Source organism: Paenibacillus sp. J2L1-98 (genome assembly GCF_056269405.1).
Genome location: NZ_JBWDNW010000030.1, coordinates 43,308 through 60,819, shown reverse-complemented (window position 1 = coordinate 60,819; position 17,512 = coordinate 43,308). Strand labels below are relative to the sequence as shown.

Genomic DNA, 17,512 nt, shown 5'->3' with positions numbered 1-17,512 from the left:
ACGCGTTCCCATACCGAACACGACCGTTAAGCCCTCCAGCGCCAATGGTACTTAGACCGCAGGGTCTTGGGAGAGTAGGACGTCGCCAAGCACGAGAGACCTATCGCATGTGATGCGATAGGTTTTTTTGTTGTTTTTACGGTATGATAAGGTCATCTGTAAAAAGGAGGCGTTTCTAGGTGGCAAAAGCAATTGAAATCAAGCATATGAATATGGAACAGTTTTATGAAAGCATATCTTTATCGCAATTTGCTTTTCAATACGAGAGGTCAGCTGCTGAGCTTGAGCAATCGAGAGAGCAGTTTGAGACCGAGCCGGCAGTACGGTATGCCGCTTATGTCGATCATAAGTTCGCCGCGCAGGCCACGGTGCTGGAGCTGCAAACCTATATAGGAGGAAAGGCTTTTGCTATGGGCGGTCTAGCGGGAGTAGCAACTTGGCCTGAGTATAGAAGGCAGGGCTTAGTTGCTAAGCTTCTTGTTCAATCGCTTCAGGAGATGAAGGCTAAGGGACAGGTCATTTCGTTCCTGCATCCATTCGCATTTGGTTTTTATCGTAAATTTGGCTGGGAAACCTATACCGAACATAAAGCTTACACAATCAAGTCAGAACTACTGCCAGCGCGGGGTCCATATGAAGGCCGTATCGAGCGGTTTAGTGGAAAGTACAGCTTGTTGAATGACATTTATCAAGCATATGCTTCAAAATATAATGGTTCGTTGGTACGTACCGAGCTGTGGTGGAAGTATCGTATAAGCAAGAGAAAGCCGGGCCAGATCGCCCTTTATTACGATAAGGGCGGAGAGGCGCGCGGCTATTTGATATATGAAGTGAAAAATAAACGGCTAACCGTTCATGAGCTTATTTATTTAAACGAGGAGTCGAGAGCGGCTTTATGGTCATTTATTGCTCAGCATGATTCGATGATAGATGATGTAACCATAACAGTGCCTTCTGACGACTTACTCCCGTATCAGCTGCCTAATCCAAGAATTGGGCAGGAAATCATTCCTTATTTTATGGCTCGTATAGTAGATGCTGAAGCATTTATAGACGGTTACGATTTCAATCCCTCAAATGGTGATGATCATATTCCCATTCAGCTTAGCGATGAGCACGCCCCTTGGAATAATGGCAGCTTTTTACTTCAAATAGATGCATCCGGCAAAGCTTCTCTACGCCGTTTGGATGAAAAGCATAGAATAGAGGAAGCAATTAAGCTGGATATTGGATCATTTACAACCTTGCTTCTAGGTTACCTCCGACCGGTTCAATTAGCCCATTTGGCGCGTATAGTCGGAGATATGGCAATGATTAAACGCTTACAAGATCGTATTCCCGAACGAATAACGTATTTACCTGATTTTTTCTAAAGAAATAGCAATCTTTCAGTCTCCTAAAACGAGTATAAAGTGGATGTAACAAGCTGTTCATCAGCCTTGACAGCCTATAACCCCTCTGCTAATATTGCAATAATATATGTGAGACGTACTTAAATTAAGGGAGGAACATACTCGTGTGGGAAACGAAATTCGCCAAAGAAGGGCTAACGTTTGACGACGTCCTGCTTATTCCGCGCAAATCAGAAGTGCTGCCTAGGGAAGTTGACATCTCGATTCGATTAAGCGAGAACATTAAGCTAAACATTCCGCTCATTAGCGCAGGCATGGACACCGTTACAGAAGCCGCATTGGCGATTGCAATAGCGCGTGAGGGTGGAATAGGCATTATTCATAAGAATATGTCGATTGCACAGCAAGCGGAGGAAGTAGACCGTGTAAAACGTTCGGAGAGCGGTGTAATTACAAATCCGTTTTCGCTTACTCCTGATCACCATGTATACGACGCAGAAGAATTGATGGGGAAATATCGCATCTCAGGTGTGCCGATTGTTGATCAAGACAAGAAGCTTGTCGGTATTTTGACAAACCGTGATTTGCGTTTCGTACATGATTACTCAATCAAAATAAATGAAGTCATGACTCGCAACGACCTTGTTACAGCACCTGTCGGCACGACGCTGCAGGAAGCGGAAGTTATTCTTCAGAAGCACAAGATCGAGAAGCTGCCGCTCATCGATGAGTCGAACACGCTTAAAGGCCTTATTACGATTAAAGATATTGAGAAAGCGATCCAGTTCCCGAATGCGGCGAAGGATCAGCAAGGCCGTCTGCTTTGCGGAGCAGCAGTCGGTATTTCGAAGGACACGATGGATCGTGCGGAAGCATTGGTACAATCGGGAATTGATGTTCTTGTCGTCGATTCGGCACATGGACACCATATTAACATTATAGAAGCTGTTCGTAAGCTTCGTGCAACTTACCCGGATCTTACGATTATCGCAGGCAACGTTGCTACTGGCGATGCTACACGCGATCTAATCGAAGCTGGCGCATCTGTTGTTAAAGTAGGTATCGGACCTGGCTCGATTTGTACAACGCGCGTTATTGCTGGTATCGGCGTTCCGCAAATTACTGCGATTTATGATTGTGCTACGGTTGCCCGTGAATACAATATTCCGATTATTGCAGACGGCGGTATTAAGTATTCCGGCGACATTACGAAGGCAATCGCATCTGGAGCAAGCGCGATTATGATCGGAAGCTTGTTTGCAGGTACGGCTGAGAGCCCAGGCGAAACGGAAATTTTCCAAGGACGCAGCTTTAAAGTATATCGTGGTATGGGTTCGCTCGGCGCTATGAAGGAAGGAAGCAAGGACCGTTACTTCCAAGAGAACGAGAACAAGCTCGTTCCGGAAGGTATTGAAGGCCGCGTTCCTTACAAAGGACCGCTTGCTGATACCGTTCATCAATTGCTGGGCGGCTTGCGTTCAGGTATGGGCTACTGCGGTACATCGTCGCTGGACGAGCTCAAGAACGATACGCAATTCGTTCGTATTACAGGATCGGGTCTTCGTGAAAGCCATCCGCATGATGTGCAAATTACGAAGGAAGCTCCTAACTACTCCCTATAAAATTAACTTGAACAAGCTTTTATAACCAGACAAGGAAGGGCGTCCGATTCGCACTTCCTTGCCTGGTTTTTTTATGAATGATTACTCATTCTACTAACGTCTTGAAGAGGTTTAATTGTTAGGGTTTGATATGTTACAATTAACAACGGATAAACCAAGTGGGAAAAGGGGAGAAACGACGTTGAAGGAAATAGTAAGACCGGTTCGGTTAAAGTCGGTCATCGCTGCAAGTCTGGCGGTTTGGATGGTAATGCTGTCGCTTGGTTCTGCGGTGGCACTGGCGAATGGATATGAAGGTAGACCTAGCACGGAAAATTCTTTAGGCTTACAGGTCAAAGCGGCTATTTTAATTGATGCGGATTCCGGTCAAGTGCTGTATGAGGTTAACTCGGAAGAACCGCTTCCTGCGGCAAGTATGACTAAGCTAATGACGGAATATATCGTTCTTGAGGAAATATCGAATGAGCGCCTCTCATGGGATGAGGTTATTACGACAAGTGCGGAAGCAGCTGCTGTACCGCCGGACGGATCATCCGTATTTCTGGCTCAAGGCGATCAACATACGGTTCGTGATTTATATAAAGCAATGGCAGTGGGCTCCGCTAATGATGCAACGATTGCACTTGCCTCGCAAATAGCGGGAAGCGAGCAAAGCTTTGTAACGAAGATGAATGAAGTTGCCGATAAGCTCGGCCTAAAAACGGCCATTTTCACAAGTGCAACGGGCCTATCGGAAACGACAGTGATTTCTGCGGCTGACATGGCCAAGCTTGCACAAATTATTTTGAGTGAGCATCCGGAATTTTTGGAATACTCCAAGCTGCAGGAATATAAATTCCGTGAGCGCGATGCGGATCCGATCGTAAACATAAACTGGATGCTGGGCTCGAACGTAAATCAAACGGGTCTAAAGCATTTGGCATATGAAGGCGTCGACGGCATGAAGACAGGATTTATCGACGCAGCAGGCTACAACTTCACGGGTACCGTTAAACGGGGCGATCAACGTTTTATTAGCGTCGTGATGGATACAGCAACAAAGTCCGCTCGTTTTAACGAAACGGCTAAGATGTATAACTACGGTTTCAGCACGTTTGAGAAAAAGACGGTACTCCCGCCAAAATCCGTGGTAGAATCGGTGAAATCGGTTAAGATTAAGAAGGGCAAAAAGAAATCCCTTCCGGTTGTAACGGATAAGGACATGACGTTCATGGTTAAGAAGGGCGTTGAGCCTAAGATCGAAGTTGTAGCCAGCGATGTGAAAACCGAGGCTGAATTGATTGCTCCGATTCCGGTCGGTACCGTTGTTGGTACGGTAACGTACAAGTACACGGATCCGAACACGAAGCTTGAGCTGAAGCGTACGGTTAATCTGATTACGACAGAGGATGGACAGAAGGCGAGCTGGTTCCGCTTGATGTTCCGTGCAATCGGTAATTTTTTCGCTAGCTTGTTTAACGGAATCGTCAATTTGTTCTAATCCGAGCAGAGAACAAGGGAATAAAGTAAATCAAGGCTTGTCGATTATTCTTGGTTCCTGTAAAATCAATGGTTAGAACAACTTCGGTAATATATATTTTAATGGATGACACTAGGAGGATTTGTAACATGGAAACAGGTACATCGCGTGTAAAACGCGGCATGGCAGAAATGCAAAAAGGCGGCGTCATTATGGACGTTATGAGCGCCGAGCAAGCGAAGGTAGCAGAAGCAGCAGGGGCAACAGCGGTAATGGCGCTTGAGCGTGTTCCTTCCGAAATTCGTGCAGCAGGCGGAGTAGCTCGTATGGCTGATCCGACAATTGTTGAAGAAGTAATGAAGGTTGTTTCGATTCCTGTTATGGCGAAAGCTCGTATCGGCCATTATGTAGAAGCGAAAGTACTCGAATCATTGGGCGTCGATTATATCGACGAGAGCGAAGTGCTTACACCAGCCGATGAAGTGTTCCACATTAGCAAGAATGAATTTACAATTCCGTTCGTATGCGGAGCGAAGGATCTTGGCGAAGCTTTGCGCCGTATTCAAGAAGGCGCAGCAATGCTTCGTACGAAGGGTGAGCCGGGAACGGGCAACATCGTTGAAGCGGTTCGTCACCTTCGCTTGATTAACGGTCAAATTCGCAAAATTCAAGGCTTGTCGAAGGACGAGCTTTACCACGAGGCTAAAATCCTCGGCGTAGCTTATGATTTGCTCCTTGGCGTGCATGAGACTGGCAAGCTTCCAGTCGTTAACTTCGCAGCGGGCGGAGTAGCTACACCATCCGATGCTGCTTTGATGATGCATCTTGGCGCAGACGGTGTATTCGTTGGCTCGGGTATTTTCACATCGGAAAACCCTGAGAAATTCGCTCGTGCAATCGTTGAAGCAACTACACATTATCAAGATTACAAGCTAATTGCTGAAGTATCGAAAAACTTGGGAGCACCGATGAAAGGTATTGAAATTTCCAAGCTGAACGCTGCTGAGCGCATGCAAGACCGCGGTATCTAATAGATGTAATATGCAGGTGCCGGCTAATTGCTTATAGCGATGCCGGCTCTTGCCCGTAAAGGAAGGCGAATAAAACGATGAAGATAGGCGTACTTGCGCTTCAAGGCGCAGTGGCAGAGCATATACGTAGCTTAGAAGCGGCGGGCGCAGAGGCGGTCGCCGTTAAGCGGGTTGAGCAGCTTGAGGAGCTGCAGGGGCTTGTTATTCCTGGTGGCGAGAGCACGACGATCGGCAAGCTTATGCGGAAATACGGATTTATGGAGGCTATTGCGGATTTCTCAGCACAGGGCAAGCCGTTATTCGGAACCTGCGCGGGTCTTATCGTATTGGCGGATGAAATCGAGGGACAAGAGGATGCGCATTTGCGTCTGATGGATATGACGGTTGCGCGGAATGCATTTGGCCGCCAGCAGGAAAGCTTTGAGACGGATTTGACCGTAAAGGGAATCGATGAGCCCGTTCGCGCAGTCTTTATCCGTGCGCCTTTGATTAAGAAAGTCGGCTCTGACGTAGATGTGTTGTCTACATACAGAGATGAGATCGTAACCGCAAGGCAGGGACATCTGCTTGCCGTGTCCTATCATCCGGAGCTTACGGATGACTACAGGCTGCATGCTTATTTCGTCGATATGGTGAAGGAAGCAGCCGCAGATAAAGAATAGCTTTTACAATAATAAAATTATTCCCTTCAGAGAGGGGCTTTTGACACGTGCTGGATGTGAAATTATTAAGAAATGAATTTGAGAAGGTTGAGAGGGCGCTTCGCGATCGCGGTGCTTCACTCGATCTTATTGCTAATTTCCCGGTGCTGGATACGAAGCGCCGTGATCTTATTCAAGAGACGGAGCTGCTAAAGAGCCGCCGCAATACGGTTTCACAGGAAGTAGCTAAGCTCAAAAGAACGGGCGGCGATGCCGAAGCGCTTATCGTTGAGATGAGAGAGGTAGGCGACCGCATTAAAGAGCTGGACGATGAGCTTCGTGAGCTAGAGGTGCAAGTGGAAGAGCTGACACAAGCGATTCCGAACATACCTAGCGAAAGCGTGCCAATCGGCAAGTCGGAGGAAGACAATGTTGAGCTTCGCAAAAACGGCGAAGTGCCAAGCTTTGACTTCGAGCCCAAGCCGCACTGGGAAATTGCGCAATCGCTCGGCATCTTGGACTTTGAACGCGCAGCGAAGGTGACGGGATCGCGTTTTACCTTCTATCGCGGCCTCGGTGCACGTCTTGAGCGTGCGCTTATCAGCTTCATGATGGATTTGCACAGTGACAAGCACGGTTATGAGGAGATACTGCCTCCGTATATCGTGAATCGCGACAGCTTGATCGGTACGGGGCAGCTTCCGAAGTTTGAAGAGGATCTATTCAAAATTTCTGATTCAGACTACTTCCTTATTCCAACGGCTGAGGTTCCGGTTACGAACCTGCATCGCGAAGAGATTTTACCGGGGGAAGAGCTTCCTAAATACTTTGTGGCTTACAGCTCATGCTTCCGTTCGGAAGCCGGCTCTGCTGGACGCGATACACGCGGCTTAATTCGTCAGCATCAGTTCAATAAGGTCGAGCTGATCAAATTGACTAAGCCAGAGGATTCGTACGAAGAGCTTGAGAAAATGACCGCTAATGCCGAGAAGGTATTGCAGCTGCTTGGGCTTCCATATCGTGTTCTAACGCTTTGTACGGGCGATATGGGCTTCACAGCGGCAAAAACGTATGATCTTGAAGTATGGCTCCCTAGCGCGGGAACGTACCGTGAAATATCGTCATGCTCGAATGTAGAGGATTTCCAAGCGCGCCGCGCCGGAATCCGGTTCCGCAGAGATACGAAGAGCAAGCCGGAATTCGTGCATACGTTAAACGGCTCAGGTTTGGCGATTGGCCGTACTTTTGCTGCGATCATCGAAAACTTCCAGCAAGCGGATGGATCGGTGACGATTCCAGAGGTATTGCGTCCATATATGGGCGGCATCAGCTTGATCGAAGCACCTAAACTTTAAATTTTTTTGCCACAAGGTCAAAATTTAGTTGCATCTTTATTTTGACCTGTGGTACAATATCTCTTGTGACAATTAAACGATGGAGAGATACCGAAGCGGTCATAACGGGGCAGTCTTGAAAACTGTTAGAGCGCAAGCTCACGTGGGTTCGAGTCCCACTCTCTCCTCCATATTTTTATTAGCTACATATGAACAAGTCCAAACGCCAAGCGTTTGGGCTTTTTTTGTACTTCATCTCCTCGTATAAAATGAAGTCGCCCTCCGCATGTTATACGTGTGGAGGTGCTTCATTTAATGGGTAAATCAGATGAGCTGCAAATGAATCAGGAAAACTTAGCAGATGCTTGGCGACAAACTTTGCCGGAAACGCTGAACAGCGCCGACCGCTGCAAGGTGCTGCCGGATGAGGCGGATTCGAAGTCACTGCGCGTGACGATAGATGCAGCCGGTCATCAAATGTATTCGTTTGATTTTAAAGTTACTTATGTGGATAGCCGCGAAGTGAGGGTTGAGCTTATTGACGTCGAGAAGGACAAGATATCCGTCGATGAGCGAGGCGACATCATACAGCAGCTGATACAGGATTACACCAGACATTTGCATGAATGTGCACAAGCGCTTCATCGTTTGACGCACGCGTAGAGGAGACAACCACTTATGACGAAAGCAAAAGGAACTGCCGATAAAAATTTATCGAATGTCGTTGATGCTCTAGACATCGAACCGGTCAATAGCCATCAGGCACAGCAGCTGCAGCAGGACAAAAATGACCGGCGCAATCAAGACGCTATAAATCATGATAACCCGGCTGATTTAGAGCATCAAAAGAATTAACGGTTGCTTAAATACAAAATGGAATAGACAAAGGAAGGGTTCTAAATGGCTAAATCAAAAGCTTTTCCAGTGCCGGAAAGCAATCAGCAGCGCAATAGGTCGAAGCGTGACAACGGCGGCGGGCAGCAGGCGCCGCTATCCGGTTCTAAGAAGACGAAGCAGCATAATCACGTGAGTCATAATAACCCGGATGGCTCTTAAAAATTAATTCGATGGCGCCAAAAATGTATAGATCAAAATTCCCGTTTCAGTTCGCTGAACGGGAATTTTTGGTTATAACTTCTAAAAGCTGTTTTTTTAGTATAGAATGGAGGTGCTTATAAAAAGATAGGGGAGGTACTTATTGCATGAAAAAGGTACATAAAATAACGGTTCTTTTGCTAGCTGTTATTTTGGTCGTCATTGCAGGCTGCAGCTCTGCAAAACCGCCGAAGGAAGCTTTGCAAGCAGCTATGACGAAGATCGCAGGTGCGGACTCATATGTAGTTAAAATGTCATTAGGTTTGGATGAGCTGGAAATTCCGCAGGATGCAGCTATGCAGGGTGATCCGGCTGCAACAGCGGCGATCGTAGGCATGATTAAGGATGCGACAATTTCAGTCAATGCTGTTTATCAGAAGGACCCGATGCGTACGGATATGAATATGGAGATCGTACTGCCGGGCGATATGGAAATGAAACTGACCGTACCAATGATCATGACAGAGGAAACGCTGTATGTGAAAATACCGCAAATTCCGATGCTGCCGCTGCCTGAGACCGTTACAGGCAAGTTCATCAAGATTGATCTGAAGGAGCTTGCGAAGCAGCAGGGCGCGGCTGAGATCGATCTGGATGCGCAGCAGAAGCTTGGCAAGGAGCTTGGAGACATACTGCTTAAGCATTTTGACGAGAAGACTTACTTCAGCGAGCCTAAGGCGGAGGAGGCTGGTCTGCCAGCCGATTTGAAAGCTGATCAAGTCGTTGCATTCGAAATCAACGCAGACAACTATCCAAAAACGGTAGAAACCGTTATTAACCAGGTGCTGCCTGAAGTGCTTGAAGTGCTGCTTGCGAATGAAGAATCGCTTAAGTCGCTGCAGCTAGAGAAGGCTGATATCGAGAAGTTTAAGACGGATCTTGAGACAAACAAAACAGAAATACTGGATACGCTCAAAAATAATGTCAAAGTAAACACGCTGACATTTACCGGCGCTATTACAGATGGCTACCTCTCTTACCAAGCAGGCAAAATAAATGTTGAAGCATCGGATAAAGAGAGCGGTCAGAAGATGAAGCTTGGCGTTCATTATGACGTAACTTATTCCGATATTGATAAAGCTCCAAAGTTCGAGAATGAAATTCCGGCTGACGCTATTACGCTGGATGAGCTGACAAAGTTGTTCCAACAGCCGGTTGGACTATAAGAAACCCATTTAGAAGCCGCTCCTGACTGTCAGGGGCGGCTTCTGCTTCGGGTGGTGACAAAAGTGGTTTCCCAGGCGATAGCTGCGCCAGCAGGCAATGGATCAGTTGGATCGCCAGCACGCGCTTCCGAAGAAATATACTTCGCAGCTGTAAAACAGAAAGGCGCCGGAACTGGCCAGTTCCGGCGCCTTTCTGTTTTATTTGAAAAAACGAATCGTTAACGGATAACGGTAGCTGTTCCCTTCGGATGCGCGAATGGAACCGATAATGGTGAATACGAGCCAGAAAATAAATAAAAGCGGTGTAGTTACAAAGCCGATGAGTACGAATATGAGCAGGCTGGAAATGATGGTGTAGATGGTATTACTGATCTGGAAGTTAAGCGATTCCTTGCCGTGCATATCCACGTAGCTGGATTGGTCCTTCTTCATGAGCCAGATGATAAGCGGGCCGAGAATGTTGCCAAACGGAATAATTAATCCGCTGAAAGCGAGCAGATGGGAAAGCATTCCGTACGTTTTCTCTTCTTTATGAAGCCCGAAAGGTTGATTCATTATATATTGCCTCCTTATGATAAGAACAGCCGACTAAAGTGACTTATGTAGTTATACGTTAGAAGGGCTGAAAGATATGCATAAATTTATCAATGAACAGCTTGGCTGCATAATGCGAATAAGATGGTCTGTAATGGGGCTTAGATGCGGCAGTCGTAAGGTGCAAAATCATTCCGAGAATTAAGCTCAAAAAGAGCCTTGTTAATTGACAAGGCTCAGGGAAGTATTTAATAGATGAGCTAAGTAACAACAAAAACATCAAGCTGCCGTATGTTGCGGTCAACAGACGAGTAAAGAAATGGCGCGCCCGAGAGGGCTCGAACCTCCCACCTAACGTTTAGGAAACGTTTGCTCTATCCGGATGAGCTACGGACGCGCAGCAATACTAATTATAGCATGTGTGCTTTAAAGTAAGCAAGATCAACGATTATTGAATGAAACAAATGCAATTTTTGTCGATAACACTGGCATTTCTTGTCTGAATAGCAGGATTTAGCGTGCAGGAGAGCGAATAATTGTAAAGGTTATGAGCTCGTACGGCTGGAGGAGTGCCCTGCATGCAAGAAAACTTCAATGAATCCCACTCTTATAAATTAGATTTATCGCCTGAGCAAATGCTCAAAGTGATCTTCGAATATACAGCAAAAATAGCTAATGAAATAAAGCTGGAGTCCGTACTTATTTTAATGGCGAACATGGGCCGGGAAATGGTCGTTGCCGACCGCTGCACGGTCTGGCTTATCGACGCTGCGCGTCATGAGCTGTTTACGGCAGTCGCTCACGGTGTGGGAGAAATTCGAATCCCTTACGGAAGCGGGCTAGTGGGAAGCGCGATCAGCTCTGGACAACCGATTTTTATAGACGATGCTTATGAGGATCCCAGACATAATCCAGATAGCGACAGAAAGACCGGCTACCGGACGAAGTCGATTATGACCATCCCTTTTTGCAATAATCAGGGAGAAGTGATCGGGGCTTATCAAGCTATTAATAAATTGACAGAAAAACAGACGTTCTCGACGAAGGATATGGAGTACCTATCGCTTGCCGCATCGTACTCGGGTAAATCTTTGGAATCGATCATGCTGCATGAGGAAATACTCGAAACGCAAAAAGAGATTATTATGGCAATGGGTAAAATTGGCGAGGGCCGTTCGAAGGAAACGGGTAATCATGTTAAGCGGGTCGCCCAATATTCCTATATTTTAGCGTTAGGATTAGGCATGTGTAAGTCGGAGGCAGACATGCTGCGCAGCGCTTCACCTATGCATGATATCGGTAAGGTAGCTATACCTGATGCCGTTTTGCAAAAGCCGGGAAAGCTAACGGCTGATGAGTTTGAGCAGATGAAGGGACATGCCGATATCGGTTACCAGCTATTGCGAAATTCCAAGAGGCAGCTTCTGCAGGCTGCGGCAATTGTCGCTTTGCATCATCATGAGAAATGGGACGGATCGGGGTACCCGCAAGGGCTTGCAGGCGAGGACATTCATATCTACGGGCGCATTACCGCGCTTGCAGATGTATTCGATGCATTAGGCAGCTCAAGGGTGTATAAAGCGGCCTGGGAGCTGGAACGGATATTGGCCCTTATTAAGGAAGAACGGGGGCGGCATTTTGACCCGCAAGTGGTGGATGTGTTTTTTGAGCAGCTGCCGCAAATTCTTGAAGCAAGAGACCGGGATGCCGATATGCTTGAAATTGAATAGAGTTGTTGGTTAGATCTCGTAGGAGAAATGTTTCGGGTCTTTTAGGGATGAATAAGCAAAGACACAAAAAATCCGGAGATCAGTATCTCCGGATTTTTTGTGCAGTGTCATAAGCGAATCGCGCATGCTGCGCTATAATGAAACCTCGAACCATAGCTTGCCGTCCGGATATGCGCTTGCTTCCAGAGGCTTCGTGCAGGCATTTGGATAGCGTGCTGCTATAAATTCAAGCTCGACTTCTGACAGCCGCAATTCTCTGAGCCGTATGCCCCCTTCGAAGGAAACGGTCAAAAATTGTTTGAATGCTTCCGTCTCATGGGCCGTCATGCCGAGCCTCCTTTTGCGCTTTCGTCTTTATTTCGTGATGGACTGCTTGCCGGACAGCTCGATAGACTTTTGAACAAGCACGGCCATTGCGTCTACACAATATTTCGAGACCTCGTTTTGAATTGGAATGATTGATAATTCGGTACATGCGATGATTACGCACTGGCATTGATCATGGATCAGAAGATGATTGATGATGCCTTCAAACTCGGATGGTTCTACCGGTAAATTGCGTTTAACCTTGTTGTAGATGATGTCCATCACATGCTCTTGAATCGAGTCGTTAGGCTCGTGAAGCTGCATATTGTACTGAGTACAGCCTTTGCGGTATACACCGCTGCTAACGGTCCCATTTGTAGCTAAAATACCGATTTTGCAATGCTCTCCGTAGGTGTTGTAGATCTCTTTCAAAGTCTCATCCACCATGTTAATGATGTTGATGCTCGTCATCTTCTGCATATCGTTGTAGAAATAATGCGACGTATTGCAAGGGATTGCGATATTCGACACGCCCGCTGCTTCAAGCAGCTTTAAATCCTTCGCAACCGCTTCAAGAAACACTTCGCCTCTGCCCGCCAATATAACTTCCGTTCGATCGGGTAAAGTGGCGTGATTAAGGACAACTATATTAATATGCTCCTGATCGCGGTCTGCTGCGGTCTGTTCGATAACCATGTCGAAAAATACGGATGTTGCTTTCGGGCCCATCCCGCCTATGACGCCTAAGCTTTTAGCTTCCATTGTTCAACCTACTTTTGATGAAGTGTTTAATTGAAATGATTCATTTTGAGCTTAACATGATTTCCCTAACGATCTCCGCTTCATTAAAAGGAATTTCCGTTTTGCCGATAATTTGCGACGTTTCATGGCCTTTGCCGGCGATCAGGATAACGTCGTCTTTTCTGCTGATTTCAATGGCAAAGGCAATCGCGTCTCTCCGGTCGACAATAGCCTCATAGTCGCCATTATGCGCTTCGATGCCTTCGACAATTTCCCGGATAATAAGCGTATTATCCTGCTCCTTCGGATTATCCGAGGTGATAACGGAAAAATCGGCAAACTTTGCGGCAACCTTGGCCATCGCTCTGCGCTTCTCTATACCCGACTCCCCATCAGACGCATATACTCCGAATACGAGAATGATTTTGCCCTTAGCAAAAGGCCGGATCGTCGTCAATGCCTTCTCTAGGCTATCCTCTGTATGCGCGAAATCGACGATAATTTTGGTGTCTTCATCTTGATAAACGACCTCTAGACGCCCTTTAATGCCATCGACAGCCGCAATCCCGTCAGCAATTTGCTGCAAGCTGAATTGATTGCAATAAGCGGTTGCGATAGCCGCCAAGCTATTGTACACGTAGATCGTTCCAGGCAGATTTACTTTAATGGCAATGCTGCCTTTTGGTGTATTTACAGTATAGATCGTGTATTCGGCAAAATAGTTAATATCCGATGCGTAAATGTCAGCTTCCTGCTCGATTCCGTAAGTAAGCAGCTTAGGAGCCGCGTTCTTCAATCGGTCGATGAGGATTTTACCGTATTTATCATCCGCATTAATAATGTTATAGTCCGTCGTCATGGCAAATAACTTGGCCTTCGCCTCGAAATACTCCTCCATCGTATGATGAAGCTCCAGATGGTCCGGCGTCAGGTTCGTAAAGATTCCGGTATTGAAGCTGGAATGAGCAACGCGGCTTAAATTGAGCGCATGCGAAGAAACCTCCATGACGCAATGCTTCGTATGGGACTCGATCATATCAGCGAAGATCCGCTGCAGATTCAGAGATTCCGGCGTCGTGTTTTTATTCTGGAACACCTTGTCTCCGATGACCGTGCCGATTGTGCCGATAATACCGAGGGATGTCCCCGTTTGCTCGAAAATTGATTTTAGAAAATAAGTGGTCGACGTCTTTCCGTTCGTCCCCGTTATGCCGAGAAGATTCATTTGCTCAGTCGGGCGATGATAGAAATTAGCGGCAACCCGCGCAAGCGCTTCGCGCGTGTCGGCAACCTGCAGCACCGTAACGTCAGCTGTAATTGCGACTTTCTTCTCTACAATGACAGTGGTCGCGCCAAGCGTGATCGCCTTATCAATAAAACGGTGACCATCAACCGAAAAGCCGGAAATTGCGACAAAAACGCCATTGGCCGTGACTTCTCTGGAGTCGTAGGCAACGGAGTTTGCTTCTATATTTAAATCACCTTTGACGAGCGTGTATTCAAGATCTTTAACTAAGGAGGTCAATAACATACGATCAGCTCCATTCTAGTGACCTGTTCCTGTCTGTGCGGACTATTTTCTCAGAAGCTTTTTCGTCAGCTTGCCGCCAATGATAGAGGCATAGGAGAGAGCCGGCTTAGGGTCCTTCCAATCCCAAATCGCATAAGCCTTAGGCTTAAAAAGCGAAACAAATACTTGCTTCCATGTCAGCTGTCCGGTCTTGATATAGTCACGAATGGCGAGCATGTCCTCATACCCGTACCAGAATACGCGGTTCGTATTCTCTTTGACGGCTTTGGGAGGCACAAGGTTGCCGCCAGTCAGCTCTTGATACGTAATCCAAGGGATGTTCACGCCTACCTTATAAAGCAGGTTGTTCAGGTTCGTGATCCGGCAGTTGACCTCGATCAAATAAAATCTGCCGGTTTCGGCGTCCTTCTTGAACTCGATTTCCGCGAAGCCCTTCCATTTCATCTTCTCCAGGAAAGGTGCGCCGATATCGAACAGCTCCTGCACGTACCTCTGGCCCGTATAAACCGATGCGCCGAAGTTGATAGGATACTGGCGGAATTTCTGGCAGGTTACCCAGTGCGTTACTTTGGAATTCTGGTTTAAGTATGCGTCAAACGTATACATATGATCGTCAAAGCCCGGAATGATACGCTGTACGATAACCTCCAAGTTTGCTTCCTTTGCTTTTGCCAATGCTTCCTCAAGCTCTGAGCGGTTGTTTACCTTGAAGAGTTTCCTTCTAAACTTCGCGACGAAGGAAGGGGAGTCGGTTGGCTTGACGATGCAAGGGAACTTGATCGTTTGGTCGATTTTCTCGAAGAAGCGGTCTTCATCCACTCTTACCGTTTCAGGGACGGAAACACCGTTTTCAAGCGCAAGCCGCTGTAGTACTTCTTTATTCATCATATCTGAATATATGCCTGGAACATTTTGCGGAATAAGATAATGTTCTCTTAGCTCGTCCAAATGCTCATCGATGACCTCAAGATAGGAATCATGGCAAGGAATGAGAACGGGAGGGACGCTTTGCTTTCGGGCATAGTCCTTTAGGAAACGAATGAATGCTGCCGTATCTTCTTTATAGTGAGGAGAGATCAGTCTCTCGGACGTATATTTTGAATCCGCGCCATAGGTATCTTTAGTGGAATAATCAACTGCAACCGTATGTACGCCGTTAATGCCTAAGCAACGAATCGTGCTTAAGCCTATATAATAATTACAACCTAGAATTAATGCTTTATTATTCACGAAGGCACATCCCGACATCCGAATTTATGTTATTTCATCAGTAATACTACTTATGTTTTAAATAATTTTACTTCATACTTTCTTATAATACAAATGGATTTATCCTCATAATTGTGGACAGCAAGCGGATTTTGTTTAACTTCAAAGCGCATGGAAAGACAAAAGCAGGTGCATGGGATGCGCCTGCTTGTTTGCGTGTATGCTCGTTATGGCTTGTATGGAATCGTTCGCTTATCGTAGATGGGAAAGTCAGATTTTTTTTGCAAAAGAAGTGAGGAGATAATGTAGCTGGCGGCGTGTTTGGCATTTGCTCATGAAAGACTGCAGGCCGGCATGCACAGACGGCTAGAATGCTTGCTTGATATACGTATAGAAGGCTTGTTCATGCTCGGTAAGCACCGTATCATTGCGGATGACGAAACCGTTGCTGCGTTTATTTTGCAAACCTGCCACAGGACGGTTTATCAGCTCTCCGCTTGCAATATGTTGATTAACGGAATAGTAGGGCAGAAAGGCGAAACCGCTTCCCTGCTTAACCTCTTCCTTGATCGCTTCAAGGCTGCGTCTATATACGATGTCTATGTTTACGTGATTACGTTTGAGTGCTTGAATCATGCTAAATTGAATGAAGTCATTTTCGGGGACGAGCTGCCGCTTACAGTTCAAGTCTCTTGTATACAGTATTTTGCGCTTGCTCCAGGGATGCTCCGGCGATGCGACAAGCAGCAGCTCCTCTACGAATAACGGTTCGAAAGTAAAGTCAGATTGGTTATAATAATCCGTTTCATTGAGCGGCATAATGGCAATATTAGTCTGTTTTTGCAACAATTTCTTCTGTAATTCGACATAATTACCGAATTGTATTTGTAGCGCTTTTTCGGGATATTTGTCATTAAATCGCTTAACGAGATCAGGCAGCACATAAGTGCCTAAATAATAGCTGACAAATACATTCAACGTTTGTGGTGCATTGTATTGGAGACGGGTTTCGGCCTCCTTATACAGCGATGTAATCTCAAGAGCGTACTCGTATAAAATTTTACCCTTTTGCGTTAAATCGACACTCTTGCCGGAGCGGTTAAATAAGGCCGTTCCATACTGAATTTCAAGCAGATGTATGTGATTGCTGACGGTAGGCTGAGAGGTATAAAGCCTTTTTGCCGTTTCGGTAAAAGACAGACAATCAGCGAGCATCAAAAACGTTTGAAGCTTTTCGGCAGAACTCATTAGGCATGCACTCCACATTAAATTAAGTAATGAATTAATAGTACAATAAATGATTATGATTATCAATATCATTTAAAAAGTGTGTATTTTTAACTAGTCCTTAATTTGTATTGAGTGACAATTACCAAATAATCATTGATTTTATTAGTGAAAAAGAACTACGGAATGGCGTAAATAACTACATTTTGTCGAATAATGCCCGAAAATTGTCTACGTTCGTCGACAAGTTTTTACAAACTCCTTATTGCTCTCCGAGTATAATAAAAGCATTACCACACGAGTGCTAAATAAGGAGCGTGCCCCGAAGCGAGCTATGGACAAAAAACACTTGCTAAAACAATTGCAGTCGCTGCGGCTAAAGCTTAATGAAATAGCCGAGGCTCGCGGCAGTTTGACAGATCCGGATGTTCTGGCGATTAGCGAAGAGGCCGATCAACTTATTGTTGCGTTACAGTATATACAAAGAGACGAACTAGCACCTATCACGATACGCCGCGACAATTTGTAGGGGAC

General features: G+C 46.2%; 18 protein-coding genes, 2 tRNA genes and 1 rRNA gene. 14 read left to right on the top strand and 7 right to left on the bottom strand.

From position 1 onward, the window contains the following. From rrf to AC0YNZ_RS28840, 12 genes are all read left to right on the top strand, one after another. Window positions 1–91, top strand: a 5S ribosomal RNA gene (gene rrf, locus AC0YNZ_RS28895); the annotation flags it as partial. An 88-nt stretch (window positions 92–179) separates the two neighbouring features. Then, a complete protein-coding gene (locus tag AC0YNZ_RS28890) occupies window positions 180–1,373 on the top strand; it encodes a GNAT family N-acetyltransferase (RefSeq protein WP_475829849.1) in 1,194 nt (397 codons plus the stop codon). Between the two features lie 143 nt (window positions 1,374–1,516). After that, window positions 1,517–2,974 (top strand): IMP dehydrogenase, encoded by a 1,458-nt coding sequence (guaB, locus tag AC0YNZ_RS28885; RefSeq protein WP_475829848.1) that lies wholly within the window; start codon window positions 1,517–1,519, stop codon window positions 2,972–2,974. A gap of 181 nt (window positions 2,975–3,155) precedes the next feature. Then, a complete protein-coding gene (locus AC0YNZ_RS28880; RefSeq protein WP_475829847.1) occupies window positions 3,156–4,454 on the top strand; it encodes a D-alanyl-D-alanine carboxypeptidase family protein in 1,299 nt (432 codons plus the stop codon). A gap of 128 nt (window positions 4,455–4,582) precedes the next feature. After that, window positions 4,583–5,464 carry a pyridoxal 5'-phosphate synthase lyase subunit PdxS gene (gene pdxS, locus AC0YNZ_RS28875; RefSeq protein ID WP_475829846.1) on the top strand — a complete coding sequence of 294 codons (882 nt, stop codon included), beginning with the start codon at window positions 4,583–4,585 and terminating at the stop codon, window positions 5,462–5,464. Between the two features lie 77 nt (window positions 5,465–5,541). Then, window positions 5,542–6,126: a pyridoxal 5'-phosphate synthase glutaminase subunit PdxT gene (gene pdxT, locus AC0YNZ_RS28870; protein ID WP_475829845.1), complete on the top strand. Its 585-nt coding sequence runs from the start codon at window positions 5,542–5,544 to the stop codon at window positions 6,124–6,126. 47 nt (window positions 6,127–6,173) lie between these two features. Next, window positions 6,174–7,460 carry a serine--tRNA ligase gene (serS, locus tag AC0YNZ_RS28865; RefSeq protein WP_475829844.1) on the top strand — a complete coding sequence of 429 codons (1,287 nt, stop codon included), beginning with the start codon at window positions 6,174–6,176 and terminating at the stop codon, window positions 7,458–7,460. An 81-nt stretch (window positions 7,461–7,541) separates the two neighbouring features. After that, window positions 7,542–7,630: transfer RNA gene (locus AC0YNZ_RS28860), tRNA-Ser, on the top strand. Window positions 7,631–7,754: 124 nt separating this feature from the next. Then, window positions 7,755–8,102, top strand: coding sequence for a hypothetical protein (locus AC0YNZ_RS28855; RefSeq protein WP_110774079.1), 348 nt, complete (start codon window positions 7,755–7,757; stop codon window positions 8,100–8,102). 15 nt (window positions 8,103–8,117) lie between these two features. Then, the gene (locus AC0YNZ_RS28850; protein ID WP_475829843.1) at window positions 8,118–8,294 is read left to right on the top strand and encodes a hypothetical protein; all 177 of its coding nucleotides are present in this window, start codon (window positions 8,118–8,120) and stop codon (window positions 8,292–8,294) included. A 45-nt stretch (window positions 8,295–8,339) separates the two neighbouring features. Next, entirely contained in the window at window positions 8,340–8,495 is a 156-nt protein-coding gene (locus AC0YNZ_RS28845) for a small acid-soluble spore protein P (RefSeq protein WP_475829842.1), read from the top strand. Window positions 8,496–8,641: 146 nt separating this feature from the next. Next, complete coding sequence (locus AC0YNZ_RS28840) at window positions 8,642–9,700, top strand: hypothetical protein (protein ID WP_475829841.1); 1,059 nt, start codon at window positions 8,642–8,644, stop codon at window positions 9,698–9,700. A 198-nt stretch (window positions 9,701–9,898) separates the two neighbouring features. On the opposite strand, the gene AC0YNZ_RS28835 is transcribed toward AC0YNZ_RS28840, so the two are convergent. Both AC0YNZ_RS28835 and AC0YNZ_RS28830 read right to left on the bottom strand, forming a co-directional pair. Continuing rightward, the gene (locus tag AC0YNZ_RS28835; protein ID WP_475829840.1) at window positions 9,899–10,255 is read right to left on the bottom strand and encodes a DUF4870 domain-containing protein; all 357 of its coding nucleotides are present in this window, start codon (window positions 10,253–10,255) and stop codon (window positions 9,899–9,901) included. Between the two features lie 299 nt (window positions 10,256–10,554). Next, window positions 10,555–10,631: transfer RNA gene (locus AC0YNZ_RS28830), tRNA-Arg, on the bottom strand. Between the two features lie 181 nt (window positions 10,632–10,812). Here AC0YNZ_RS28830 and AC0YNZ_RS28825 point away from each other — a divergent pair. Continuing rightward, complete coding sequence (locus AC0YNZ_RS28825) at window positions 10,813–11,964, top strand: HD domain-containing phosphohydrolase (RefSeq protein ID WP_475829839.1); 1,152 nt, start codon at window positions 10,813–10,815, stop codon at window positions 11,962–11,964. A 132-nt stretch (window positions 11,965–12,096) separates the two neighbouring features. On the opposite strand, the gene AC0YNZ_RS28820 is transcribed toward AC0YNZ_RS28825, so the two are convergent. The 5 genes from AC0YNZ_RS28820 to AC0YNZ_RS28800 all read right to left on the bottom strand — a co-directional run bounded on the left by AC0YNZ_RS28820 (window position 12,097) and on the right by AC0YNZ_RS28800 (window position 16,999). After that, window positions 12,097–12,291, bottom strand: coding sequence for a hypothetical protein (locus AC0YNZ_RS28820; protein ID WP_475829838.1), 195 nt, complete (start codon window positions 12,289–12,291; stop codon window positions 12,097–12,099). A gap of 27 nt (window positions 12,292–12,318) precedes the next feature. Then, window positions 12,319–13,032 carry an aspartate/glutamate racemase family protein gene (locus AC0YNZ_RS28815; RefSeq protein WP_475829837.1) on the bottom strand — a complete coding sequence of 238 codons (714 nt, stop codon included), beginning with the start codon at window positions 13,030–13,032 and terminating at the stop codon, window positions 12,319–12,321. A gap of 40 nt (window positions 13,033–13,072) precedes the next feature. Beyond that, the gene (locus AC0YNZ_RS28810; protein ID WP_475829836.1) at window positions 13,073–14,542 is read right to left on the bottom strand and encodes a UDP-N-acetylmuramoyl-L-alanyl-D-glutamate--2,6-diaminopimelate ligase; all 1,470 of its coding nucleotides are present in this window, start codon (window positions 14,540–14,542) and stop codon (window positions 13,073–13,075) included. A 42-nt stretch (window positions 14,543–14,584) separates the two neighbouring features. Further along, the gene (locus AC0YNZ_RS28805; protein ID WP_475829835.1) at window positions 14,585–15,772 is read right to left on the bottom strand and encodes a carboxylate--amine ligase; all 1,188 of its coding nucleotides are present in this window, start codon (window positions 15,770–15,772) and stop codon (window positions 14,585–14,587) included. Window positions 15,773–16,117: 345 nt separating this feature from the next. Further along, a complete protein-coding gene (locus AC0YNZ_RS28800) occupies window positions 16,118–16,999 on the bottom strand; it encodes a LysR family transcriptional regulator (protein WP_475829834.1) in 882 nt (293 codons plus the stop codon). 328 nt (window positions 17,000–17,327) lie between these two features. On the opposite strand from AC0YNZ_RS28800, the gene AC0YNZ_RS28795 reads away from it, so the two are divergent. After that, window positions 17,328–17,507, top strand: a complete 180-nt coding sequence (locus AC0YNZ_RS28795; RefSeq protein ID WP_475829833.1) for a Spo0E family sporulation regulatory protein-aspartic acid phosphatase — start codon at window positions 17,328–17,330, stop codon at window positions 17,505–17,507. The last annotated feature ends 5 nt before the right edge of the window (window positions 17,508–17,512 follow it).